A 25,224-nucleotide genomic window follows, 5' to 3' on the forward strand; every position below is an offset into this window, starting at 1 on the left:
AAATTATAGTATATAAACACTTTACAATACACGGTAAACATCAAACTATTAGGGGCATCACACGATTATTAAAAATCAGTCAAAATAGGAAATAATTTAAAATATCCTTTTCATGATCTTTCACCTGTCTTAGATTTTAGAAGTATCACTTGGTTTCTCAATTAACTTAAACCGTCGCTGCTGCGTGCGTTTACTAATCCCCGTCTTTCGTTCAATCATCTTGTAGGTCATGCCTTGTTTTCGCAGCTCATAAGCAAATCTGATTTGTTCATCAGAATACGTTTTCGGTCGTCCTTCCCGAAACAACGGATCATGTTGCTTGGCATACAATTTACCTTCTTGTGTGCGCGTGACAATCATGTCGCGTTCAAACTGCGCAAAGGCGCTAAATATTGTAAAGACTAATTGGCCAGTCGGCGTATTATCAATTAAGCCCATGTTCAAAATATTAACTTTGACATTTTCTTTAAACAACTCTTGGATAATGGCTAATGCCTCGCGCGTGTTCCGTGCAAACCGATCCAACTTAGTGACAATCAAAGTATCGCCTGTTTTTAGAACGCGCAACAGTTTTTGAAACTCCGGTCGTTCAGTAGTTGTGCCGGTAAACTTTTCCTGAAAGATTTTTTCTGCTCCTGCCAATTTTAGTAACTCAATTTGATTTGCTAATTTTTGATCAGTGGTACTGACCCGCGCATAGCCATATTTCATCTTTTTATCTCCTTATTTATGTCATTAAGTAATGACACGGTTCTAACCCTTTAATTATACAGCATCAAAAAAGAGGCCACAACTGTTAAGTTATGGCCCCGCTTTACTCTATCTAAACACTTTAATCATTATATATCAAAAACGTCAAGAAATATTTTTATCTAATCCTCTTTAACAGGGGAATGCTTAGCCACTTGTAGTGCCTGATTGATTACCTTGGCGTATAAAATATCACCAGTCCGAATGCCACCGAAGTGTACGCCATCTATCCCTTTGAAGACTTCTGGATGTTGCGCCGCAATCTTGCCCCAGTCGGCAATCGTAATGAACTTATACTTAGCTGGCAGACGCCGTTCCAAAACGGCCAACTTTGATGAATTTCAGTCAGCGTCGGCCCGGGCATTATAAGGTGTCATCAGAATCAACTTGTGCCCCGGCTCCAATTCATGAATGATCTTCATGGTTTGCTCTTCGTAATCATCCAGCGCGTTGGTCCCAATACAAATCACCGCGTACTGCCGTAACGTATAGCTTCGCTGCTGGTTCATCATGACTTTATACGCCAAGTTCATCGTCCAATCGCCCTTAATCTTTAAGCTTTGCCATTTTTTTAATAGCATGCCTAAATAGATGGTACACATCGCCGCAGGGCAGTGCTTTTCTAACATTCCAGCTACCAAGTGTTTTGGTAAAAATGTCCCTTATTCAGATAATTATTACAGGCAAAAATAATCTTAATGTTTAAATTTGCAATCTACCAACAAATGTTGAAAATCTTCCTCAATGATCTTTGGAATAGGGATAGTCTTAATTATGATCGGATTAAAGAAAACGATCAGATAAGTCGAAGGCTCTTTAGGCCTCACACCGCACCGGCCACGCTTGAAAATGGTACCGTAATCGAAACAAATTTCTCCGCTTCGGTTATTCTAGCCATTGTTACCAGGATTTCTGAAATTTGTGATATTACAGACCAAGTCTCATATACGGTGAAATAATGTATGTGAGTACCTTGCGAATAATAGATTCACGTGAAGTTGAAAAGTATTAACTCAATTAGATGATCAGTTATCAAATAGGCGTTTCATAATTTGCTATGCTATGGGTAATCACTGATGGTAAAATATGAATGTAAATAAAAAAGCGAGCCGCTTTAAAGGCAGTGGTAAAGTGCTCCATAACTGTTAGATTTCTTGTCTAACAATTATGGAGCACTTTACTTTGGCCGGTTGCGGACGATCTTTTATTAGATAAAAAGCAACTATGCCATATACATCATAATGAAATCACTTTAAAGAAGTTCATAATTTACGATATACTGATTGAAACCATAAATTATGGGTCTTCTATTCTTAACTATCTAATTGAACCATCTGATAACCGACTCCAATGTGTGTTTTAATATACTGATTCTGAGTATTAACTTCAATCTTTTTTCGCAAAGTTGCAATGGTCACTCGAAGAGAAGATGTATCTTCAACCGATTCTGTCCCCCAGACCTCTTTCAACAGATAGTGGTGTGTCAACACGCGGGAAGTGTTTTCAGCAAGAATACTCAAAACCTTATATTCGATTGGTGTTAAATGGATTTCATTTTGGTTTACTTTGACCGTTTGTGAATCAAAGTTGATAGTCAATTCTCCATTACAATAATTATTAATATTGGTTTTTCCGTTGTTATATATTATGTTAGTCCTTCTCAAGGAAACACGAATTCTAGCCAGTAATTCATCAATAGAAAAGGGTTTTGTTAAATAATCATCAGCACCCAAATCTAGAGCCTGCACTTTGTCGGCGTCCTCATCACGTGCTGAAATAACAATAATAGGTATATTATTGTTGGCAGCTCGTATTTGCTTAATAATGTCCATCCCATCCATATCGGGTAACATTAGATCAAGTAAAAGTACATCTGGTTGAAAAATTGGAATAAATTGGAGCGCTTTATTGCCATTTCTAGCTATGCCATACTTATAATCTGCGGATCTTAATGTCATTTGTATTAATCGAGCTACTTCTGGATCATCTTCGACAATCAAAATTCTATTTTTCATTTTTTTTGCTCCAAATAGGTAAAGTAAAGTAAAAACATACGCCGTTATTTAAATTTTTAGCCCAAATATTACCATTATAAGCTTCAATAATAGATTTACACAATGATAAGCCAATTCCAAGCCCTCTTTGAGTCCTTAATGGTTGCTTTTGTTTGCCAGTGTAAAACAGTTCAAATAGGTGAGCCAGATCACCATTAGTTAATTTTGGTCCGTTATTTGAAATCTCAAATTGGACTTGATTGGTATTCTTTTGAAAAATTCTAATCGAAATTTTGGTTTTTTCCGGTGTGTGTTGAATAGCATTGTTAACTATATTAATAATGACTTGGGTAATTAAGTGTGCGTCAGCCATGACCATTAATAATGGATCAGACAAGTTAACGGTAATCTTATGATCTTCAAATCCTGGGCTAAGATGTTGCAAAGATTCTTGAATAATATCATCAACTAACTCTGGAGAATGACGTATTTGAAGACTACTCTCTAAACGAGTCATTGCCAATAGATTCTCCACTAGACTAATTAACCATGAAGAGTCATTAAATATTGATTCATATAATGTATACTTCTCAACATCACTAAGCTTATTTCCTTCTCGTTTCAATATATCTGCACTACCAGAAATATTTGTTAACGGTGTTCGTAAATCATGGGAGATTCCTCGTAGCAAGTTAGCCCTGAGTTTTTCCTGATGCGATTTAATTTCAGCTTTTCTTTTTTCATTTAGGATTCTCATCCTTGATAAGGCTTGACCACATTCATCTAATATCGAAATAATTAAATTACGATCAAATATTTCCAAAGATCGTTTTGAATTTATTGCTAAGCCTATAACCGCAACAACTGATGAAGGGGAATTTCCAAAAATAGGTAAATACAAACACTTTGCTTGTGGTAAAGTATTAGTAGTTAATCCAGCTTCTTGACCATTCTTGAATACCCAGGTTGCAATGGCTTTCTCGTTATCACTGGAAAACTCATAAAAAGAGCTCTGGCTTTGGTTTAACAGATAAATTTTAGGTTGCAGTAACTTAGAATCCTGGCATTCATAAAAGACCATTGTAGCACTATAAATTTTTTGTAGTTGTTGAACAGTCGTGTCAATAATATCGGTTGATAATTTGGCTTGTTGCAATTTACGAATAGTTTCCAACAGCACCTCTGTTTGGTAGACACGGTTAGAGTTATATTGAACTTGGTGCTTCAATTTTAGTGTCCAATAATTACTGATTATTGAAACTAGTAGCATTAAAAAAAATGTCAACAAGTAAACTGGACTACTACTAAGAGAAAAATAGGGTTTGGTAAAAAATAAATTGAAACTAATTACTGCTAAAAAAGCTGATAAGAATCCATATACTTGATCTTTTAGGTTAATTGCGCAGAGCATGATCCCTAACATATAAACCAAAACGACATTTACCAATGGTACTTGTGCAAATATTAATAGTTCTCCAACCACTGTGCTTCCCAAAATAATACTTGAAATCATTAGCATATTTTTAGCCATGCGCTTAGAGCCAGACTTACTAAGTGAACCTTTAAAATGGGTTAAAAATGTACCATTTAAATGTTGGACTTGATTCAAATTAGTTTTAGCACTATTAATTACATACTCATCAACTTCTGGTAACAGATATCCTATTTGATCCACAAGTGTAGATCGTGTTTGCCATATTTTTTTATAAGGACTAGCCCCAAGTACAATTTTGGTTACGCCGCTTTCTTTGGCATACTCTGTAATTTGCAGAGCTGGGTTCTCACCCTGCAATTTAATAATCTTTGCACCTAGTTGATGGGCAAGGCTAATGTTATTATTTAAGTTTTCCTCCCATTTATTAAACTGATTGTTCTTAACATAAACCGCAATGAAGTCACTATTAAAAGCTTGAGCCATTTGTGCAGCAGAACGAATGACACGTTCATTACTCTTAGATCCGGATAAACAGACTAGTAGCCGATCAGTATCTACCTTTGAGTGAGTAGCCAATCTTAAAGTCATTTTCCTCAATGCAAGTTCTCTTAACGTAGTAAGATTTTCAGATTTAAAAAAATTAGCTAATGCTTGTTTTATATGATTTCTAGAATATATTTTTCCAATTTTAAGTCTATTGATCAGATCATTGGGTTCGATATCAATTAACTTGACCTGATTTGCCATATCAAATATATAATCTGGTACTCGTTCTTGAATATCAACGTTTAATTGTTCAAAAATTATATCGTGCAGGCTTTCTAGATGTTGAACATTTAGCGTTGTATAAACATTGATACCAGCAGTAAGTAATTCCTGAATGTCTTGATAACGTTTCAAATGGCGACTTTTTTTCGTATTTGTATGTGCTAACTCATCAACTAAAATTGTCTGTGGATGTCGTTCCAGTGCACCATCGAGATTGAATTCTTGAAGATACATTCCCTTATAGGATTCTTTTTTTACAGGGATTGATTCTAACCCCCTAGCAAGATTGCGTGTATCTGCCCTGCCATGATCCTCAAGGTATCCAATAATGACATCCTGGCCCTCCTGCTTCAAGTTCTGTGCTTCTGCTAGCATAGAATAAGTTTTGCCAACACCAGCGGCATAACCAAAGAAAATCTTTAATTTCCCCCGGCCTGAAGTTTCAAGATTTGCATCTTTTAAGTACCTACTTGCACGTTCATTTTGATTCATCTAGTTATCCCTCCAAATAGAATACAAGAATATCCTTGGTAAGTATACTATCGTTCTAACTAAATTTACCCAAAAATAAAGTCTTATCTTTTATAATCTTCAAATCAAGATCTTTATAGGCTCTATTACATATGACAAAAAAACCCTAAATGATTATCACATATGGTAATCATTTAGGGGCTTAACCCGCGACTTATCTCAGCTAAGCTTCAAAAGTTATTTTGATAGTTTATCCAAGGCCAGATTAGTTTCTAGCACGTTAACCCGAGGTTCACCAAGAATTCCCAGAGTGCGAGTTTTGGTATTTTGGTCAATCACTCGTTGAATTTTTTGAACACTGACATGCCGAGCCTTAGCAATTCTCTTAACCTGATATTTAGCAGCAGTTGGTGATATTTCTGGATCTAAGCCACTTCCTGAATTAGTTACTAGGTCAATGGGAACATGTCGATAAGTGGCATTAGGATTCAATCTTTTTATTGTCTTTTCTTTATCAATAATCTCCTTTTGATAACTTTTATCGTTAGGGCTCATTTGTGAGGCCACAGAGTACATAATATTTTTATTGTTTTTTTGTCCAGTTATATCGCCAACAGTAATATCCATCTGTCTACCCCACAGGTATTTTTTGCTTGTGAATGGTTGTGCAATTAGTGCTGATCCCTTTACTGTTTGACCAGATCTAACTAAACTGCCATTTGCTTGTGAGGTAAAAAAGGTTTGCCCAATTGCACTAACAATTAAGGTATAGATACCACAAATAATCGTTATGACAATTACTGCCAAAATTGACTTACCTAATGTCTTAACTACCATTATTGTCTTTCTCCCTTCTCATAGAATCTGTAGTATGAGTGCAATGATCAAGTCGATCAACTTAATTCCAATGAATGGAGCAACTATCCCACCAAGCCCATAAACTAGCAAATTATGCCGCAGTAACTGACTAGCTGGAACTTCTCGGTAACGTACTCCCTTGAGTGCCAGGGGAATTAAGGCGACAATAATTAGTGCGTTAAAAATCAATGCTGACAGGATTGCACTTGTTGGGCTATACAAATGCATAATGTTAAGCACATTTAACTTGGGATATAATCCTACAAACATAGCCGGAATGATAGCAAAATACTTAGCAATGTCGTTTGCAATTGAAAAAGTGGTTAAGCTTCCTCGAGTCATTAATAATTGTTTACCAATTTGGACAATTTTAATTAATTTAGTTGGTGAAGAATCTAGATCAACCATATTACCAGCCTCTTTTGCAGCCTGTGTACCCGTGTTCATAGCTACAGCAACGTCGGCTTGAGCCAAGGCAGGAGCGTCATTAGTTCCATCGCCAGTCATGGCAACTAAATGTCCCTTATTTTGATATTCACGAATGGTTTTCATTTTACTTTCTGGAGTAGCCTGAGATAGAAAACTATCAACCCCAGCTTCAGCAGCAATGGCAGCAGCGGTTACTGGATTATCGCCAGTAATCATGATTGTCTTTATGCCCATCTTCCTTAGATCAGCAAATTTTTCCTTAACGCCGGGTTTTATGATATCTTTCAAGTAGATAACACCAAGTATAACACCATTCTTGCATACTACTAAAGGTGTCCCTCCCTGTTCAGCAATTCTCTTAACTGCTATTTGGCATTCTTCGCTGTATTTATTTTTTTTTGTCAGGACATATTGTTTGATATTCTCCGCAGCACCTTTACGAATTTCATCTCCAGCAAAATTAACACCACTCATTTTAGTTTGTGCTGAAAATGGAATAAACTTAGCCTGATTTGCTTCTAAGTTCTGTTCTCTAAGGCCATACTTTTCTTTTGCTAATACAACAATTGATCTTCCTTCCGGCGTCTCATCAGCTAAGGATGAAAGCTGTGCCGCAATTGCTAATTCTTTTTCTGAATGGCCATCGACTGGAATAAATGCTGAGGCACGTCGATTGCCTAATGTTATTGTCCCAGTTTTGTCCAGGAGTAATACATCGGTATCGCCAGCAGCCTCAATGGCCCGACCACTCGTTGCTAAAACATTAGCTTGATTCAATCTACTCATGCCAGCAATACCGATAGCTGAAAGAAGTGCTCCAATGGTTGTCGGGGCTAAACAAACCAGTAATGCAATTAACCATACAATAGACATTGGATTTCTCATATCAAGTATCTGAGATGATAACTGAGAATACGTGTATAATGCCGCCACTACCAACACAAATATGATAGACAATGCAACTAAAAAAATTTCTAGTGCAATTTCATTAGGCGTTTTTTTACGGTTAGCACCTTCTACCATTCCAATCATTTTGTCCAAAAAACTAGCACCTTGTTCTTGTGTTACCTTGATGACCAAATGATCTGATAAAACAGTAGTACCACCGGTAACAGCAGAGCGATCTCCGCCAGCTTCTCGTATTACCGGCGCAGATTCACCGGTAATTGCACTCTCGTCAACAGAAGCAGCTCCTTCGACAACTTCACCATCTGCTGCAATGGTGTCCCCAGCTTCAGCAAGGAATAGATCACCTTTATTTAAGTTTTCTCCACTAACTTTTTCAATATTTGATAAATCGCCAACTTTATTTAACCTTTTTGCCATTACTGAACGTTTTGATTTTCTCAACTCTGCCGCTTGAGCTTTACCGCGCCCTTCAGCGACAGCCTCTGAAAAGTTCGCAAACAGGCAAGTAATCCAAAGAATTACAGCTACTGTAAAGATAAAACCACTACTTACAATTCTGTCTGAGATGCCAAAAAGCGATAAAATAAATAAGATAGTTGTTGCAATTGCTGATACATAAACTAGAAACATCACTGGATTTTTAATTTGTAGGTTAGGCTTTAACTTAAGAAAAGTTTCTTTAAGTGCCTCTCCTAACATTTTTCGGTTAAACATTTGATTTTTCTCTATTTTTTCGTTCATAGTCAGACCCACCTTACTAATTTTAGAAACGCATAATGTAAAATCATATTAATGTGTCAAAAAGTCCGCTATTGGTCCTAATGATAGTGCTGGAAAGAAACTAAGCACGCCAATGATTAATACAACGATTATTAACATAAAAACAAAGGTTGGACTTGTAGTTGATAATGTTCCCGAACTACTAGCAACAATTTTATGCTGTCCCATTTTACCAGCAATCGCCATTATAGCGATAATAGGAAGAAAACGAGAAATGATCATCGCAACAGCTAATAAAACATTGAAAATAATGGTATTACCATTGAACCCTCCAAAGCTGGAACCATTATTTGCCCCTGCTGATGAAAAAGCATATAAAAATTCAGAGAATCCATGTGCTCCACTATTGCTAAGACTAGTTAAAGTACTCTTTAACATTGCTGGAATAGCGCTGCAAGTTAAAATTGCAATTGGCGTTGATAGGCAAGCGATAACAGCCATACGCATTTCGTAAGGCCCAATTTTTTTACCTAAATATTCTGGTGTACGTCCTACCATTAGCCCAGCAATAAAAACTGTTAGGATGATAAATCCAAGCATGCCGTACAATCCAGATCCTACACCACCAAAAACAACCTCGCCTAATTGCATTAAAGCCATGGGCATTAATCCGCCCAGAGAACTAAAACTATCTAATGTTGCATTCGTTGCGCCTGTAGATGTTGCAGTAGTAGCAATACTCCAGACAGCTGATCCAGGAATACCAATTCTAGTTTCTTTGCCTTCCATAGCCAAATTACCAATATGAGCTAAAGTGGTCCCATGTTGTTCAACAATTCCTTCAAATATTAACGCAACTACAAACATAATTGCCATAGCTGAGAAGATTGCCCAACCTTCCTTACGCCGCTTTAAAGATTCACCAAAGCTAAAACATAGCGCCATGGGCAGAAGAAGCATTGCCGTTGTTTCAATAAGGTTTGTAAAAGGTGTTGGATTTTCATATGGATGGGCAGAGTTAGCACCTAAGACCCCCCCACCATTAGTCCCCAATAACTTAATTGATACCTGGGAAGCTTGTGGGAATAACGGTAAGGTTTCTTTAGTTATAATTTTTGCCCCATCAATTTTATGATTTTTAATCCTAACTGTATTTTTTTTGACGTTAATTTCAGCCCCATAAATCGCCTGGTTATGTTTATCAACGGCAACAGGTTGTACCAAGGTAGCAGTTTTATAACCACCAGTTGTTTGAGGAACACCACCTGCCATGAGCATAATAGACATAAACAAACTAAGCGGGATTAAAAGATATAGAAAGATCCTGGTCAAGTCTCGCCAAAAGTTTCCAATTGCTTTTGCTTCTGTACGTTGGATACCTCTAATTAATGCAAAAAGAACCGCAATTCCAACAGCCGCAGAGGAAAAGTTTTGAACAGTTAAACCAATCGTCTGAGAAAAATTAGAAAGAGCCATTTCCCCAGAATATGATTGCCAATTAGTGTTGGTTACAAAACTAACAGCAGTATTAAACGCTAATGACCAAGAAAGCCCCGAAAAATGTTCTGGATTCCCAGGTAAATAATTTTGGAATCTCAAAATACTAAACAAAACTAAAAAACTAACTAAAGAAAACATTAAAATACTTATTAAATAAGTTTTCCAACTCATCTCGCGATTAGACACACGAAAAAATTTATATATTTTGTTTTCAATTGGTCGGATAATTCTGCTCATAAAATTGTTCTGATCATTAATAATATGGCTGATGTACTTGCCTAATGGAATGGCTAATAATAATGGAACAATGATATATGGTAAATATTGAGCCCATGTTGGCATACTATGATTCTCCTTTCACTAGAACATAAATTAGATAAGCTAATAAAAAGATTGTTAAGATCGTTCCTAAGACCAAAACCATTTGTCTCACTTCCAATTATTTTTTTTATTTAATCAAGGGTGCTCCAACACGTTAATGCGTTGTTCCCAAAATTTTCTAACACTAATAGGAACTTTGTCTGAGAATCCGTAGTCAAATTTAAGATGCTGAGCAGTATCGAAAAAATGAAAAATTGTAACATCTGCTATGAAAAGGTCTCCTGAAGTACTTTGAATGTAGCCCCCCCATCTTTTTTTTAATATCATTATCAATTAAACAAATTACTTTTTCTCGACTATACTGGTCCGAATAATCTTTGTAATAATAATTATCAATCATTTTGAACATCTCCAAAACATATTCAAATCAACCAAAGATATGATATATGAAAAGGTGTTAAAATGGTGTTAATATTTAAAATCTCATGTTAACATTTTGTTAAAAGCATATATTTAATTTGTCTAATCTCATAATAGAAATTTTGACCGATAGCAAATCAATGGTTAATCAGACTAGCAACAATAAAAAAGGTAGGAGAGAATTACACGCCATTCTTTCCTACCTTTTATTAGCTCTATACTATTATGATAATGATTGCTGCCTACACAATTAAACCACTGTCATTCATAAGTATATTTCCAACTTATGTTTATTAACCTATCCATAACAGTTTATCGAAGAATTTCACTGCCAATCTAACCGTCGCTCTTGGGAACTCAAACGAGCGTAACCAATTTTAGCAAGTCTCAACGTTTTCCTTTTTGACAGTCCTAATGCACGTCTACAGCTCCTAGTATAGTATAAAAACGCAAATGACTATTAGGGTATACCCTAGTGGCTAATCATACATAAAAGCTTTCTTATATCATTATTTTTTTTGGCAGGTACTGTGTAGGTGGAAATGAACGAATGCTTTAATAGTTTTGTGTCACAAAATAAATTTTGGAGATTTTCAGCACTCCAGTAGTTCAATGATTCCTGGCATATTCCATCAGCAAGTTTATATATTGCTTCTTTGAACAATTGGAGCTTACTTTCAGAAACTACATGAACTTTAAAGTTGGTATGGTAGATTGTAAAATTAATCCGAACGCTGTTCGGACAAAAAAGATCAGCTTCCTTTAAAATGGTGTTTACCACAAACCCATCTTTTAGGAGCTGATCTTTTGTTGGATGTAAGCTGATTCCTGAGACAACTTTTAAGAGAGCGTATAAATATTCAAATGTTTTCGCGCATTTTAGAATCAAGTTAGCCACTGTCTCAAAATTTTTTGGACAATAAAAAACATCAAGAACAGATATCCTGTATCATTGAAGTTCCTACACAAACAATGGAAGAGGATATTGTCTTGATGCAGAAACAGGATAGCACACACCGCCAAAAAGGTCAGCACTTAACATCACTCGAGCACGGAAAAGTGGCCGGATTCCGCCAAGCTGGGAAGTCCAATCGTTGGATTGCTGCTGAAATTGGCGTCTGCCCGCAGACCATTAATAATGAAATCAAGCGAGGTACAGTAGATCAGGTCAAGAAGAGTAATGGCAAGCGCGTCTACCATCGACAATACCTACCAGAGGCTGCTCAGGCACGTTACGAGACTGCACGCTTGAGCTGCCATCGTCCTGACAAGTTCGCCAGCGTACAGGTCTTCTTAGCCTGGTACGTACAGCGAGCTAAGCAGGACAAATGGTCGCCGGATGCTTCAATCGGCTATGCCAAGCGACACAAGCTGTTTACTCCTGAAGAGCTTGTTTGTGCCTCGACTTTGTATCAGTACATTGACGACCAACGCCTAGAGATTCGAAATATCGACCTGTTGGAGAAGACTAAGCGGAAGACCTCTCACCAGCACCACACCAAGGATAAGCGCCTGGCTGGCCGCAGTATCGAGGAACGGCCTAAGGTCGTTGAACGACGCAGGCAGTTCGGTCACTGGGAGATGGATACCATTGTCGGTAAACGCAATGGCAAGGAGAGCGTCATCTTGACTCTGATTGAGCGCAAGACCCGTTGCCAACTTCTCCGCTTGATAGAAGGACGAGATGCAGACTCTGTGAGCTATGCATTGCGTGGAATCAAGCGCGAATGGGGAGCTTGCATCAAGACCATCACAGCCGACAACGGACCCGAGTTCACCGCCTTAAATACTGCTTTTGCTGGGACGGAAACTGAGATCTTCTACGCCCATCCTTACACGTCCTGCGACCGTGGCACCAACGAGGCACATAACCGGATGATCCGCCAGGACTTCCCTAAGGGCATGTCCCTAGATGACATTAGCCCTAGTCAAGTGCAGGCCACGCAAGACCGCTTGAATCAGTTGCCTCGCAAACAACAGGGCTACTGCACACCCCAGCAAAACTTTGAGGCCGAAGCTCGGCGCGTTCGCCGCATGGCCCAGTAGTCTCTCTAGCGCCACAACTTCTATTTGATAACGGCCTGTTCTGGGATTGTCCTCAACGACTGGCTAACTTGTTCTTGCAATTTACGGCAAAATAAATACATCTGCCTAAATCATTAGTAAACAACACCCGCTACTCTACACCAACTAGAGTTAGTCTTATCATAAAACAAATACACGTCGTCAACTAGATCAGATCGATCTTATCAACAACGTGCATGATTCAGTTATTTCAATCGTTTCAACAACCATACTGGCCGGTGCCGCTCAGACTTGTGCACCCGGGTATTAACGACTTGTAGCAATTGTAAAATGGTGAAAATTAGTGAATTACGTTTTCGGTACGCAATGTACTTCGGTTCCCACTCGGTCACATACTTCTCTTTGTACGACCGTAATCCCTGAAAACCATATAACTGGTAGCCATATTCGTAAATTAAATGAGCAATTTTTTCTTGAATAAAACTGTAGCGTGAAACCCCCACACCGGATAACGGTGCCATTCCCATATTGAAATAAGCATAGCCATCGTCACGCGCCTGTTCAAATAGGTGCACAAAGACCGTGTCCATAATGCCGGATGGCGCCGATTTGCTTGACCGCATTAAGTCAATTGAAGTCGTCTGATGATTTCCCTGCGGCATAATATTCGCAAACGCGACAATTCGGTGGTCAGGATCATAAACGACCGCTACGGGTGCCTGATTGAGATACTGCTCATCAAAAAATCCGAGCGAGAATCCTTTTTCCGTCTCACCTGCTAACCAACTATCCGAAACAGCTCGTAATTCAGCCATAACGTTGGCACTGAACGGTGGCTGCAAGATGGCAAACTCATAGTGATCCCGGGTAAACTTATTCATTAGGGCCCGCTCACCCCGTAGCCGTTTACCAGCCAAACTAAAGTCTGCCAATTTGACGTGCCCTTCTTCACCGGTTTTGATAAAGTCAAAGCCCATTTCGTGTAGGCGCATCGTCAGCATCTCACTAATTTCGTAAAAGACTAGCGAGCAACCGTCACTATCTGCGTCATCCAATAACTGTTCCAAGGCAGCTTGTAATACCGCTTGATTACCGAATGGCTCTCCCATAATGATCAGTTTATCAGCCTTCTGCTGGTATAAGAAGATCAGTTGATCGACCCCATCGACTTGATAGTAATATGCTAACTTATCATTCAAATAAGCCAAGTGTGAGATTTCATTGCCGCCATAAGTTTCAATCACTTGTTTGACCCGAGCCGCATCCATCTTTTGACGCAATCGGGCGTTATAGCCACTCGCAAAGTAGCGGTACATAATAATCAAAATCATTGCCGCTAAGACTAACCCAATCACCCCAAATAACCAGAGCTTTTGTGATGGGAAGAACAGCGCTTCAGGAACCGCATGCCGATGATGAATTTGGGGCGCGTTATAGACCCCCACAATCGTATACAAGATAAAGGTCACCACATACACGCAGCTAACCCACAACGTTTGCCCCCACGAAAAAGCCAACCGATCACGATAATAAGCATGCCGCGACAAAGCCACTAGCGCTAGAATCACAATCAAGAAAATCACAAATTTCATCGAAATTGCATCATAAACGACGAGCCAGCGAATCGTATTCAAAATTGCAATCAGCAGGACAATCACCGTTGGCCAAAAAGCTTTTTTGACCCGGCCAGCAGTTCCCAACGCCACCCCAATCAGTAAGAAGGCCATAATAATACTGCTGGCCTGATTAATAAAGAAAAAGGTGTACGGATAAAACTGTAAGAAGAGTTTATTGCTATATGCAAAGGTAGGGACCGTTGACATCAACAACATCAGAAAACCAGAAAAGTAGAGAAAAACCGTCAGTACCATCTGAGCAACACGTTGTAATGCCTGCTTAGGAATACCCGCTAAGCACACGTTTAAGCGATGGCCGGTGTCATGGATGAGTAAGACCATCCCGATGGCAAACGGGATAATATAGTAGAATAACCGGTAAAATAAGAGCCATACGACGGCGTCTGGTCGAGAAACTCCGACCGCACTGAGACCAAAAATCATGAAAACGTCGAATGACCCAATACCACCGGGTACCATTGACACTTCACCGACAACCGAAGCAATCACGAATAACGGCACGACTGCTGCAAAATCAATGGGTAATCCCATAAAGTTTCCAATTAATAAGAAGAACAGCACACAGCCAGTCCATTCACCAAACGACCCACTCAATAACCGAACGACGTTGCCGAGCGTAAGGCCATCGAAGAATTCCGAATCGTTGATCCGTGTAAAAATAAAGATAGCTGGAAAATACAGTGCACCACCGACGAGCCAGATCCAGTAACTGCCATACATGTTCCCAATGCCAAAGCCATAGACTAGCACGAGTGAGATCATACAATATAATGACAATCCCGAAACTAAAAACAAAGCGATCTTGGAAATGGCAAACACGATTTGTTTTTTAGTGGCTTCGCGATTATAAAAGTTAGCACGCAGTGAGGCGCCCAGCACGCCCCCAAAACCACCGATATTCGTAAATGTATTGGTGATCCATCCAGCTTTTAAGATATAGCCAAGTGAATAGTGGTTGGGTAAAAACTTTGTAATCATGACGTCATACGTCAGCATTGGTGTCACTGCGATAATACCAATCACGACCATGCTCAACAGATGCCACCAGCTTTGCGAAGCAAGCGCATTCGCCAACTGCGCGCCACTGACTTCCTTCGCAATTTTGCCGACTTCCGTAATCACAAATAACAGGACAGAGAATACAAATAATGCTTTGATGATCCCCATGCGTTTATTGAGTGCCGTCCCGATTTTCTGTAACGTTGCCTTCAAAAAAATTCTCCTTTCCCTAGATTATCTGTATTTAATCTTAATTTTACAATCTACTCTTTATGATCAAGATAGCGATGTTACTGGTCTTTCAACTGGATATAAGGATCTTGATGCCATGACTACTGGTTTGCATAAGGATGAATTAGTTATTTTGGCTGCCCGTCCGGGTGTTGGTAAAACTGCCTTTGCTTTGAATTTAGCGCAAAATGCTGCGACTAAGTCGAATGCAACGGTAGCGATATTTTCTCTAGAAATGGGTGCTGAGTCTTTAGTTAACCGTATGCTATGTTCTGAAGGTAGTATTGATGCTAACGCTCTGAGAACCGGAAAATTGGACGAGAATCAATGGAACAGTCTGGTTGTAGCAATGGGAAGTTTGTCACGTACCAATGTGTATATTGACGATACTCCTGGTATCAAGATGGCTGAGATTAGATCAAAGTGTCGTCGACTTCTTAAAGAAAGTGGTCAACTTGATTTGGTTATTATTGATTATTTGCAGTTGATTGAAGGTACTGGTCAAGAAAATAGACAACAGGAAGTTTCTGTTATCTCTCGTAATTTGAAAAAATTAGCAAAAGAATTACATGTACCAATAATAGCATTATCACAGCTTTCCCGTGGTGTTGAAGCTCGTCAGGATAAAAGACCAATGTTGTCAGATATCCGTGAATCTGGTTCAATTGAACAGGATGCTGATATCGTTGCTTTCCTTTATCGTGATGAGGATGGCGATGGCGATGGTGACAATAATAATGAACCACAAGAGGAACCAGAAGACCCTGATGTAGGTGAAGTTGAAGTAATTATCAGTAAGAACCGTTCAGGTCCTCGTGGAACGGCCAAGTTATTGTTCGTGAAATCTTATAATAAGTTTTCATCGATAGCGAATATTCCAGAAAATTAAATAGTGTAGGTGTAGAAGAGATATGACAACAGTTGTTGTAGTAGGTACCCAATGGGGCGATGAAGGTAAAGGTAAGATTACCGATTATTTCAGTGGTGAAGCTAACATTATTGCACGTTACCAAGGTGGAGATAATGCCGGTCACACTTTAAATATCGATAATCACGTTTACAAGTTAAGATCTGTTCCATCAGGTATTTTGTATTCAGATAAGACGAGCGTTATTGGAAATGGTGTCGTTTTGAACCTAGAGTCACTTCAAGAAGAATTGGGACGTCTTCACGAGCAAGGTGTTGATACAACTAACTTGAAGATTTCTAACCGCGCACAGTTGATTCTTCCTTACCACATTCAATTAGATAAACTTCAAGAAGCCGCTAAGGGCGATTCTAAAGTTGGAACAACTAATCGTGGTATTGGACCTGCTTATACTGACAAAGCTTCACGTGTTGGTATTAGAATGGCTGATATTCTTGATAAAGAATTGTTCAAAGAATTATTAACTGAAAATCTTAAACAAAAGAATGAACTATTTACAAAGATTTATGGTGTTGAACCAATGAAATTTGATGATATCTTTGAAAAGTATTATCAAATTGGTCAAGACCTAAAGAATCGTGTCATTGACACATCTGCATATTTGAATAAAGAATTAAAGAATGGTAAAAATGTTCTATTTGAAGGTGCACAAGGGATCATGCTTGATATTGACCATGGTACTTATCCTTATGTAACCTCTTCAAATCCAGCTGGTGGCGTAACTACTGGTGCCGGTGTTGGTGCTCCATTGATCGATAATGTCATTGGCGTAGTTAAGGCTTATACATCACGTGTTGGTGCGGGTCCATTCCCAACTGAACAACTAAATGATACTGGTGATTTCTTGCGTGAAGCAGGTCATGAATATGGAACAGTTACTCATCGTCCACGTCGTGTTGGTTGGCTAGACCTAGTTGTCCTAAAGCACTCATGTAACGTTTCTGGTGTTACTCATCTATCACTTAACTGCTTAGACGTTTTAACAGGTCTAAAAGAAATTAAGGTCTGCACAGGTTATGATCTTAATGGCAAGATTATTGATGAATACCCAGCTAACCTAAATGTTTTGGCCAAATGTAAGCCTGTTTATAAGACCTTTGAAGGCTGGACAGAAGATATGACTCAAGCCAAGAGTTTGGATGAGTTACCACAACAAGCTAGAGATTATCTTGACTTCATCAAAAATCAATTGGGTGTTGAATATGCTACAGTTTCAGTTGGTCCTGATAGAGAACAAACAATTGAAGTAAATGATGTTTGGAAAAATTAATTAGATAAATATATGAGGATTGGTTGATTACTATTCCTTGTAGGATAAGTCGGTTTCATCATTAAGATGGCCGGCTTTTTTGTTTGGAAAAAAATATGATGATTGTTTCATCGTTAGGTAGATTGCAAATTTAATCCGATTACAAGTGCATGCCCCCATCTTCATGCCGATTTCGAGTTTGGTGTTGCCGTTGCTTTTTCGCCATTTCCCACTCAGTCTCTTTTAAACCTTGCGCCTGTCTTTGTCGTTGGTAATCTTCATCACGAGCATATAGAACAGTCATGATTGCGTCACTAAAGGCTGTTTTTAAGTAGTAGTTTGGACTAACTGGCTTATAATTTAACGGTTGATAATGCCCCATATTTGCTTTTCGGTACTGGTCGTCCTTATCTTGTTGCTCTTTTAACTGCTTTTGGATTTTTTCAATCTGGCTGGTTTTAATAGTTGGATCAGCTTTACACTCACCAAGAAAAATTTGTTTCGTTCCGTCATGCTTTAAAACTCGTTGTAAGTTATGATTTTCTAACTGATCTAAGCTAAACTGCCCCGACAAATAAGCTAACCCTAATTGATGTTCTTGGGTACTGAAAACCCTCGGTGGGTTTTCTTGCCATTGTGCCATTGTTTCGACTTTTAATGGCTTTAAAGTTGGATCATAGTACATCACGGCTGTATAAGCCTGTTCTTGTCTAACTAGTGAAAGATCATCTAAATCACCATTAGGAAAGGCTCTTTTCAATACCTCATGGTATTGCGTTTGAATGACTTGCTTAACTGCCATGATTGTCCGTAGGTCTTTGACTGCTCTCGTAATCTTTTGCTGTTCTGCTGGTGAATACTTTTCTAGTAGTCCTTTATCGACGTGTTTTAGGCTTTCTAAGCTATCAGAGTGGATCATTAGCGTATATTTCAGATCGATTTTGGCCTCTTTTTCTTGTTGCATTAATAACTTAAAACCAACGTATGGCCGCTTGGTAAAGGTCAATAATTGCTGGGTCGATAAATCATCACGAATATTCATTAAACGTTCGTTTAATTCACTGCCTTTGAAAACTGTTTGCTCGCTTTCGGTTTCCTTAATTAATTCTTGTCTTTCAGCTTGTGTGGTCTGTTCAAAATTAAGCTCTGGATAAAGTTTTTTCGTAGTACGATCGACCACTTTATTTAAGAGTTCGTCTGCCTTTTTTAATGAGCTTTCTTGTTGGTTAATTGTCAATAATTCTTTAGTCACATCTTCACCAACTGCATGTTTAATTAAGGTGCTATTTTTCCAATTAAATAGCATGCGCCGTTTATCATCTAGGCTCTCCAAACTGATATAAGTTTTCAGTTCATGACTTAACTCATTGACCACCCGTTTTTCATTAAACGAGAAGTGTTTGCTTAGACTATCTAAATGACCTCTATTGATTACTTTTTCTTGGTTGTTTTTATAACTGGCTTTGGCCTTGCGATAGTTTTTTACTTGTTGGTTAAATTCTTTTCTTTCATACCGCTTGCTATTAATTCCCTCATGTTGAGTTGGTGTATCATCTATTCCTTGATCGACAAATGATTTTTCGCTAATTCGATCGGGAATATTTTTTTGTGCTAAAGACTGATTAACACTTGTTGCCCAATTATGCCGCCACTCATTAATTTTTTCCTTTTTATCCCAATCAACTAACCAAATTTTTCTTTGTTTTGGGAACCCACTTTTAGTTAGAAGTTGCTTTCCATTTTCATCTTTAATGTACTGCGTTTTTGCCTTTAATCCCCAAGTACCATCGGGGTTAAAGGGCCGATTAGTTAACATCACATGAGCATGCGGATTATCCGGGTGATCACGATGAATTGCGACATCAGCTACCATACCTTGATCGACAAAATTCTCTTGCACGTATTTAGTTAATAATTCTTTTTGTTCATCTGTACTTAACTCAATTGGTAAAGCTACGTTAAACTCTTTTGCATACCGTGAGTTTGCTTTACGATCTTTCTTTTCAACTTCATTCCATAACTGCTCCCGATCACTCGCCCATTTTGGTGCATTCTTTGGTGTTAAAATAAAGCTTTCTGGCATAACCGAACGCGCATAAAAATAGCTTCGTCCTTCTTTTTGATCGAATAACTTTTCACCACTTCTATAAGCAGATCCAGCAATGGCACTACGTCCTTTACCAGCACTAATATTTTGAAAACTCATGTGAAAAATTGCCATGTTAATCACCGTCTTCCTTTGATTCTATGAGTTTGACTTTGTTGTCGCCAACGGCGACTTCTAATACAGGTTTTAATGGGGTTAACACAACATAGAATTTATTCTATGTGTAAGTGCGCATTGACCTCGTTTAACTCGGTCTGCTGATTCTCCTGAATTTACTTTTAGTGTATGCCTTCCTCTTCGCTATTTCAACTTTTATACTTTGACTTAACGTTTCCTATATGATATTGTTTCGGTGATTATTTCTAATATGATTGGAGGGATCGTTATGTCTAAAAGTAACTTAGAAAAACAAGAAGCTAAATTAAAAGCCCTTAATCAAAAAATTAAGGACGAAAAAAATAAGATTGAACAACGGCTAGGTAAACAAATCATCAGTCAAGCCAATTTAGATTATGCTAATTTGTCTAACGATCAGATTAAGCTTCTAGCTAAGCAATTTTCTGAATTTTTAAAGGTAAAGTCCGTAGATCATTAGCCATACGAGATGGGGAAATTCCATGTCTAATCAATATGAAAAACTAGTCGAGCAGCAAGCGCGTTTAAAACAAAAAATTGATCGGGAAGATTTTAAATTACGACAATCTAAATACTATGAAAGCCGACAAGACCGCAAAGCACGTTCTCGCCGATTAATTCAAAAAGGGGCTTTGCTCGAAAAATACTTTCAAGCTGATAATCTCTCGGTCGAACAAACCGAAGAGCTTTTAAAGATATTTGCCGATTACATTAATGCCCATAAACCGAATAAACTCAAAAACGATCAACCTAATAACTAGGCCGATCGTTTTTATTTTCTGGATCATTTTTTGGCTTAATTTCTGGGTTTTGATCCGCAAAATCTTTTAATTGTTCTTGGATTCTTTTACCAATTTCGTCTTCAACTGATTTAAGCTCTAAGTTTGCTCTAATTTGTAATCCTTGAATGCCATTGTCATATGTCCACCGTTTAATTTTAGCCATGTCATTAGTTCGATAATAATTGGCAATTAGTTCGTTCCATTGATCCCACTTATCTAACGGCACATTGATTAAGCCTGCACCACCGTCAATCATAATTTTATTAGCACTTAAAGTCGCCGTCCTTTTGTTCCCGTCCCAAAAGATTTGTTGGCGCATATTATGATACATAACAGTCAATGCTTTATCAGTGGTCGTTGTTTGCGGATCAGCCAAAATTTTTTGTAAAAAGGATTGTTCTTGTTTTTCGTTAATTAAGGGTGGTTCAAAAAAGTCTTCACTGCCTAAATCAACTCCTCCTTTTCCTTGCCGTAATTCTCCTGGTACTAAGGCGTCTTCTGCGGCCACAATCTTGTTAATTTGTTTTTCCATGGTTAACGTTAAAGGGGCATTTTGATCAGTGATATATTGCCACCCACGCTTTAAGTTAACAATTGTCAAAATATCTTCAACAGGAACGCCTGCCACACTCATGCCGTCCATAATGGTTTGTGTTTGCGGCAAAGTGGTATTTACGCCTTCAAAGCGGGCATTAGTGTGCACTAGCTTGGTAAAATTTGTTCGAGCAAACCGTTTGTTTTCTGCAACTGTAAATTGATACTTGTCCATATATGCTTGTGTCTTAGTCATATTTTGTACCTCCTTTTCATTCCAACCACTGATTCATTGACTCGTCCATGTTAAATCACGAAATGCTTTTCGTTGATAATTTGCTCTTGGCGCTTATCTAAGAGGTAAGTGTGTAACGCGTCAAACAGCTTGCGTTTATCAGGATCTGGATTATGAGCTGCTTGCTCCCAAATGTCTTGAATATTGACTGTCCAGGGGTCAGCCAACAATTGCTCTATTTTTTCGATTTCTTTGCTTGGTTTGGTCATTAAAAAAACTCCTTTCCCATCTTTCTAGATTAATTATCGCCTATTCAGCTATTTAAGACGCCTATTTTAGCTTCTAAACGATTTTAAACCAGTTTTAATATAATTATGTGTCGAACACTCAAAATGGCTTAGATGAGCTTATATGCTGTTTAATTCTAAAAGCACTCATTGTCAGCGTTTTGCTCTTCGGGGTGTTTGGCCGCATATTTTCTAGCCGCTTGTTTATTCCACCAAACCCCAAATAGGTTTTGCATGGTGCCGTACAGGTAGTTTTCAACGTTCTTAATGTGCTTCTCATTGCTTCTAAGAGCGTTAAAGTAGCGTCTCAAGGCTTTGGTCATTAAAGGCTTCAGCTCCTCATCATCAAGTGGGATTAGGACCCCAATATCCTGATGATCCTTCTCAACTCGGTACTTAGCATTTAAGATAATGCCGATGAAGCGACGCATTTGTTGTGGGGTTCGGCACCAAAAGCTAAGTAGTTGCACAGCTTCGGGTTCTAAGAAAACTGGTAACCCACTGTCTTCATCAGTTAAGAAGTCCTTAGCATGTTTCACGAGATCATGGTTTTGCTTTTCTAGTTCTGCTGGTGAGAATTGGGCTGTGGAAAAGTCCAACTTTTGAGTATCTATATTATATCTATTAGTATCTAAATTATTAGTATAGTCTAGATTGTGACTCTTTTTGACACTTTCGCGTGTATCAAGGGCTTGTGGTGTATCTTTAACGAACTTCCGCGAAGGTTCCGTTTTGACACTTTCGCGTGTACCAAGGGTTCGTGGCTCTTGTTGCCGAGATTTTGTATAAATGTCTGTTGCCGTAACTTCTAAATCTGCTAAATACAATCTATTTGGTTCATTTTTACCAGTTTTGGGATTAAAGTGCATGGTTTTCTGAAATAATAATCCTTGGTTTTCAAGTTCATTTTTTACCCTAATCACTTTCTTTTTTGACCAGCCCATAAGATCTGTTAGTTCTTGATTTGTAAAAATGAAATAAACCCGGTTATCTTCATCAACCCAGTTGTTTTTCAATGAATAATCTAGTCTATCGCGTAAAATCATATATCCTAATTTTGCACTATCACTTAATGTCTTATATTGAGATCCATAAATTAAAACCTGTGGGAATTGGAAAAAACGAGTTGCATAAGCTTTTTCCGACTCAATAAAATTGAAATGAGTTTGATTCATTATAAAACTTCCCTTCTCAACTGACACATACTGTCTCGAAAGAGAGTTGCTAAAACATTAGATTTGCTTTAAAATACAAATCTGATATGCTTTAACTAAATTACAAAGCATTCATTTAGCCGTGAGGGCTTTGTAATTTACCAGCATGTGTCTATTCTTGGTTGCCCATTCGGCAACTTTTTTAATTTCTAACAACAAAAAATGGACTAAATAGCTTCGGTTAGCTACTTAGTCCATTGGCTTTGATTTGTTTTTAACTATCCTTCACTTGTCCTCTAGGACTGGTTTGTGGTATAATTAGCCTACAAATTAAGAACCATATTCAGTCGATTTTCACCGCCAAGTTAAAATCGACTGAATCTAAGTAGCTGTCTGATAGCTACTTGCTAAACAGAAAAAGTCCCTGATTCCCCGTGAATCAGGGACTTTTTCTGTTTAGCTTTATCTTCTATTCGGTTGTTAAATTAGTTTTAATCTAGCATAGCGCTTATCTTCCAGCAACATTATTTGATCTTGTATACTTTACCAGCTCTTAGTTTGGAACCAACAAGCGATTGAATATACTAGCAAATATTATTCAATCGATGTTTTAATTAAATTAACCAAAAAATGTAACATTTATTGTAGTTGCTGTTGTACTTATGCATTTTCTAGCTGATCATAATTATAGATTGAACTCTTTTTTCAATAGCTGTTCTAAATATCTGGAAGCTGTTAACTCTTTTCCTTTGGCACGTCTGGCCAATTCATTAGCAACGTTTTGTTTTAAAGTATAAGACTTTGAAACTCTAGGTGTAGGAGGTTCATTTGTTATTGGATTGCTGTTCATACTGTTTTTTAATTGGTCCATTTTATCTTCAAATGCCATGATGTTGATCCTTTCGATAGCATATCATGCTATGTCATAGCATGATATGCTTATTGCTTAGTAAACGTATCAAATATTTTGTCAATTTTCTCAAAAAATTCCCTTGCTTTTGGAGTTGAGCTTTTGCCTTTTTCCATGTTGATCAGTGGTTCATGATTAAGAGTTGTTTTATTGAATACTTCTCTTTCAGGAATTAAGGCAATGGTTCTGGGATCTTTTTTCATTTGTTCCACAAATTCATGTGAAGATTTAGTATTATGTTTTATTCTATTTCCAATAAATTTTAATTCTGCTGTGATAAAGCTTTTACGACTTTCAACATTAATTACTTCTTGCTTTAATTGTTCCATTCTTAATTCCAAATTACTTTTGGAAATAAAACCGTATTCACTTGGTTCAATCGGACTAAATACTAAATCTGAAATTACAATCATATTTTGCGTGATTGTCGAAAAATCCGGATGTGTGTCGATTAATACATAGTCAAATTTTTTCAGTTTGTCATAATTGTCTGAGAACCACATGTACATTAGTAATTCTTTGTTGGCTCTCGTTTGAAGATCATTGTTGACCATATCTAAATTCATAGAAGCAGGAATAATTGATAAGTTTTTGTGCAATTCAATAATTTCTACTTTTTCACTATCTTTTGTAAAAATGTTAGCTAAGGTGCCATGGTCTTTATAAATATCATAGGTTTGGGTCAGACTACATTGGTGGTCGCTATCAATCAGCAAAACGTTATAGCCTTTGCTAGACAGCCATTCACTATAATTGAAAGTTAACGTTGTTTTGCCAACCCCTCCCTTAATAGCAGAAAAAGTAATTATTTTCATAGGGCGCCTCCTTGTTTGCAGTTAAAGCATATCATAGCATGATATGCTATGCAATGACTGAATATAGCACAGCATGTTTTTTATATCTTTTTTCTTTGTTGTGTATGTTTGCTAATGTCCGTCTTTCTAGTAGCTTCTGGTCTCACCGAAATGATTTAAATAAGTAAATGGCCAATTGTTAGGTAGTAATGGTTGATATTCAAAAGGATAAAGCGATGAGTGGGGATAGAAACAAGCTTAATTAGAGGTTTTGTGTCCTAAATCTGTTTAGTTGTTATTCAAACTATTAGCTAATTGCTGAGCAGCCAATAACATTAAATCCTTAATTTGCTCTGGTGACTCAGGCTGATCTTGCCTAACCAGACACGTAGAATATTGGTAAAACCACCTAGTTGAAAAGCCATCACATAATTCACTTGGGTAGGAGTGCCCTGAACATGTCAGGGAGCCGCAAACTGTTGATAACGGGGGATTGCTTTTTGCTACCAAATTTCATTCATGTGATCAAATAAGCCTTGGCGGATCAATAATTGAATTAAATCCCGTTTTCGCCAGGCAAATTCTATAATTAATCCGAACAGAAATTAAAAAGCCCAAAGCAACCACTTACAATGGTAGTAA

At 37.9% G+C, this 25,224-nt stretch carries 19 protein-coding genes and 2 pseudogenes; 5 read left to right on the forward strand and 16 right to left on the reverse strand.

What is annotated here, in order from left to right; genetic code table 11:
• Positions 1-129: 129 nt before the first annotated feature.
• From ACG72T_RS11430 to kdpA, 8 genes are all read right to left on the reverse strand, one after another.
• On the reverse strand, positions 130-711 hold the full coding sequence (locus ACG72T_RS11430) for a recombinase family protein (RefSeq protein ID WP_003636336.1): 582 nt from the start codon (positions 709-711) through the stop codon (positions 130-132).
• Between the two features lie 161 nt (positions 712-872).
• The gene (locus ACG72T_RS11435; protein ID WP_395266290.1) at positions 873-1,070 is read right to left on the reverse strand and encodes a hypothetical protein; all 198 of its coding nucleotides are present in this window, start codon (positions 1,068-1,070) and stop codon (positions 873-875) included.
• Positions 1,071-1,091: 21 nt separating this feature from the next.
• Positions 1,092-1,379 carry a hypothetical protein gene (locus tag ACG72T_RS11440; protein WP_395266291.1) on the reverse strand — a complete coding sequence of 96 codons (288 nt, stop codon included), beginning with the start codon at positions 1,377-1,379 and terminating at the stop codon, positions 1,092-1,094.
• Between the two features lie 684 nt (positions 1,380-2,063).
• Positions 2,064-2,765, reverse strand: coding sequence for a response regulator transcription factor (locus ACG72T_RS11445; protein WP_395266292.1), 702 nt, complete (start codon positions 2,763-2,765; stop codon positions 2,064-2,066).
• Positions 2,755-5,439, reverse strand: a complete 2,685-nt coding sequence (locus ACG72T_RS11450) for an ATP-binding protein (protein WP_395266293.1) — start codon at positions 5,437-5,439, stop codon at positions 2,755-2,757. Before ACG72T_RS11450 ends, ACG72T_RS11445 begins: the two co-directional genes overlap by 11 nt.
• 216 nt (positions 5,440-5,655) lie before the next feature.
• Complete coding sequence (kdpC, locus tag ACG72T_RS11455) at positions 5,656-6,255, reverse strand: potassium-transporting ATPase subunit KdpC (RefSeq protein ID WP_395266295.1); 600 nt, start codon at positions 6,253-6,255, stop codon at positions 5,656-5,658.
• Between the two features lie 18 nt (positions 6,256-6,273).
• Positions 6,274-8,355, reverse strand: a complete 2,082-nt coding sequence (gene kdpB / locus ACG72T_RS11460) for a potassium-transporting ATPase subunit KdpB (protein WP_395266296.1) — start codon at positions 8,353-8,355, stop codon at positions 6,274-6,276.
• A gap of 48 nt (positions 8,356-8,403) precedes the next feature.
• On the reverse strand, positions 8,404-10,176 hold the full coding sequence (gene kdpA, locus ACG72T_RS11465; protein ID WP_395266297.1) for a potassium-transporting ATPase subunit KdpA: 1,773 nt from the start codon (positions 10,174-10,176) through the stop codon (positions 8,404-8,406).
• Between the two features lie 1,392 nt (positions 10,177-11,568).
• On the opposite strand from kdpA, the gene ACG72T_RS11470 reads away from it, so the two are divergent.
• A complete protein-coding gene (locus ACG72T_RS11470; RefSeq protein WP_395266303.1) occupies positions 11,569-12,621 on the forward strand; it encodes an IS30 family transposase in 1,053 nt (350 codons plus the stop codon).
• A 224-nt stretch (positions 12,622-12,845) separates the two neighbouring features.
• On the opposite strand, the gene mprF is transcribed toward ACG72T_RS11470, so the two are convergent.
• A complete protein-coding gene (gene mprF, locus ACG72T_RS11475; RefSeq protein ID WP_395266298.1) occupies positions 12,846-15,449 on the reverse strand; it encodes a bifunctional lysylphosphatidylglycerol flippase/synthetase MprF in 2,604 nt (867 codons plus the stop codon).
• Between the two features lie 55 nt (positions 15,450-15,504).
• Between mprF and dnaB the strand changes: the two are divergent.
• Positions 15,505-16,356, forward strand: a pseudogene (gene dnaB, locus ACG72T_RS11480) (replicative DNA helicase); the annotation flags it as partial.
• A gap of 22 nt (positions 16,357-16,378) precedes the next feature.
• Entirely contained in the window at positions 16,379-17,665 is a 1,287-nt protein-coding gene (locus tag ACG72T_RS11485) for an adenylosuccinate synthase (RefSeq protein ID WP_119327510.1), read from the forward strand.
• A 139-nt stretch (positions 17,666-17,804) separates the two neighbouring features.
• Here the strand turns inward: ACG72T_RS11485 and mobQ are convergent, their stop codons facing one another.
• Complete coding sequence (gene mobQ, locus ACG72T_RS11490) at positions 17,805-19,865, reverse strand: MobQ family relaxase (protein ID WP_395266299.1); 2,061 nt, start codon at positions 19,863-19,865, stop codon at positions 17,805-17,807.
• Between the two features lie 253 nt (positions 19,866-20,118).
• Between mobQ and ACG72T_RS11495 the strand changes: the two genes are divergently transcribed.
• Entirely contained in the window at positions 20,119-20,346 is a 228-nt protein-coding gene (locus ACG72T_RS11495) for a hypothetical protein (protein WP_071665499.1), read from the forward strand.
• Positions 20,347-20,368: 22 nt separating this feature from the next.
• A complete protein-coding gene (locus tag ACG72T_RS11500; RefSeq protein ID WP_395266300.1) occupies positions 20,369-20,647 on the forward strand; it encodes a hypothetical protein in 279 nt (92 codons plus the stop codon).
• Here the strand turns inward: ACG72T_RS11500 and ACG72T_RS11505 are convergent.
• From ACG72T_RS11505 to ACG72T_RS11530, 6 genes and pseudogenes are all read right to left on the reverse strand, one after another.
• The gene (locus ACG72T_RS11505; RefSeq protein ID WP_064618883.1) at positions 20,637-21,458 is read right to left on the reverse strand and encodes a Fic family protein; all 822 of its coding nucleotides are present in this window, start codon (positions 21,456-21,458) and stop codon (positions 20,637-20,639) included. The genes ACG72T_RS11500 and ACG72T_RS11505 overlap by 11 nt on opposite strands.
• Positions 21,459-21,508: 50 nt before the next feature.
• Positions 21,509-21,706 carry a hypothetical protein gene (locus ACG72T_RS11510; RefSeq protein ID WP_395266301.1) on the reverse strand — a complete coding sequence of 66 codons (198 nt, stop codon included), beginning with the start codon at positions 21,704-21,706 and terminating at the stop codon, positions 21,509-21,511.
• A 155-nt stretch (positions 21,707-21,861) separates the two neighbouring features.
• Entirely contained in the window at positions 21,862-22,899 is a 1,038-nt protein-coding gene (locus ACG72T_RS11515; RefSeq protein ID WP_395266302.1) for a replication initiator protein A, read from the reverse strand.
• A 664-nt stretch (positions 22,900-23,563) separates the two neighbouring features.
• Positions 23,564-23,767 (reverse strand): hypothetical protein, encoded by a 204-nt coding sequence (locus tag ACG72T_RS11520; RefSeq protein ID WP_015474751.1) that lies wholly within the window; start codon positions 23,765-23,767, stop codon positions 23,564-23,566.
• A 50-nt stretch (positions 23,768-23,817) separates the two neighbouring features.
• Complete coding sequence (locus tag ACG72T_RS11525) at positions 23,818-24,603, reverse strand: ParA family protein (RefSeq protein ID WP_015474752.1); 786 nt, start codon at positions 24,601-24,603, stop codon at positions 23,818-23,820.
• Between the two features lie 267 nt (positions 24,604-24,870).
• Positions 24,871-25,142, reverse strand: a pseudogene (locus ACG72T_RS11530) (TetR/AcrR family transcriptional regulator); the annotation flags it as partial.
• Between the last annotated feature and the right edge of the window lie 82 nt (positions 25,143-25,224).

The organism is Companilactobacillus sp. FL22-1 (assembly GCF_043951805.1).
Lineage (GTDB): Bacteria > Bacillota > Bacilli > Lactobacillales > Lactobacillaceae > Companilactobacillus.

Bases quoted from the DNA above. Each gene is read 5' to 3' on its own strand.
- ACG72T_RS11430 (WP_003636336.1), bottom strand. From the start codon at position 711: ATGAAATATGGCTATGCGCGGGTCAGTACCACTGATCAAAAATTAGCA.
- ACG72T_RS11440 (WP_395266291.1), bottom strand. From the start codon at position 1,379: ATGTTAGAAAAGCACTGCCCTGCGGCGATGTGTACCATCTATTTAGGC.
- ACG72T_RS11445 (WP_395266292.1), bottom strand. From the start codon at position 2,765: ATGAAAAATAGAATTTTGATTGTCGAAGATGATCCAGAAGTAGCTCGA.
- ACG72T_RS11450 (WP_395266293.1), bottom strand. From the start codon at position 5,439: ATGAATCAAAATGAACGTGCAAGTAGGTACTTAAAAGATGCAAATCTT.
- kdpC (WP_395266295.1), bottom strand. From the start codon at position 6,255: ATGGTAGTTAAGACATTAGGTAAGTCAATTTTGGCAGTAATTGTCATA.
- kdpB (WP_395266296.1), bottom strand. From the start codon at position 8,355: ATGAACGAAAAAATAGAGAAAAATCAAATGTTTAACCGAAAAATGTTA.
- kdpA (WP_395266297.1), bottom strand. From the start codon at position 10,176: ATGCCAACATGGGCTCAATATTTACCATATATCATTGTTCCATTATTA.
- ACG72T_RS11470 (WP_395266303.1), top strand. From the start codon at position 11,569: ATGCAGAAACAGGATAGCACACACCGCCAAAAAGGTCAGCACTTAACA.
- ACG72T_RS11485 (WP_119327510.1), top strand. From the start codon at position 16,379: ATGACAACAGTTGTTGTAGTAGGTACCCAATGGGGCGATGAAGGTAAA.
- mobQ (WP_395266299.1), bottom strand. From the start codon at position 19,865: ATGGCAATTTTTCACATGAGTTTTCAAAATATTAGTGCTGGTAAAGGA.
- ACG72T_RS11495 (WP_071665499.1), top strand. From the start codon at position 20,119: ATGATTGGAGGGATCGTTATGTCTAAAAGTAACTTAGAAAAACAAGAA.
- ACG72T_RS11500 (WP_395266300.1), top strand. From the start codon at position 20,369: ATGTCTAATCAATATGAAAAACTAGTCGAGCAGCAAGCGCGTTTAAAA.
- ACG72T_RS11505 (WP_064618883.1), bottom strand. From the start codon at position 21,458: ATGACTAAGACACAAGCATATATGGACAAGTATCAATTTACAGTTGCA.
- ACG72T_RS11510 (WP_395266301.1), bottom strand. From the start codon at position 21,706: ATGACCAAACCAAGCAAAGAAATCGAAAAAATAGAGCAATTGTTGGCT.
- ACG72T_RS11515 (WP_395266302.1), bottom strand. From the start codon at position 22,899: ATGAATCAAACTCATTTCAATTTTATTGAGTCGGAAAAAGCTTATGCA.
- ACG72T_RS11520 (WP_015474751.1), bottom strand. From the start codon at position 23,767: ATGGCATTTGAAGATAAAATGGACCAATTAAAAAACAGTATGAACAGC.
- ACG72T_RS11525 (WP_015474752.1), bottom strand. From the start codon at position 24,603: ATGAAAATAATTACTTTTTCTGCTATTAAGGGAGGGGTTGGCAAAACA.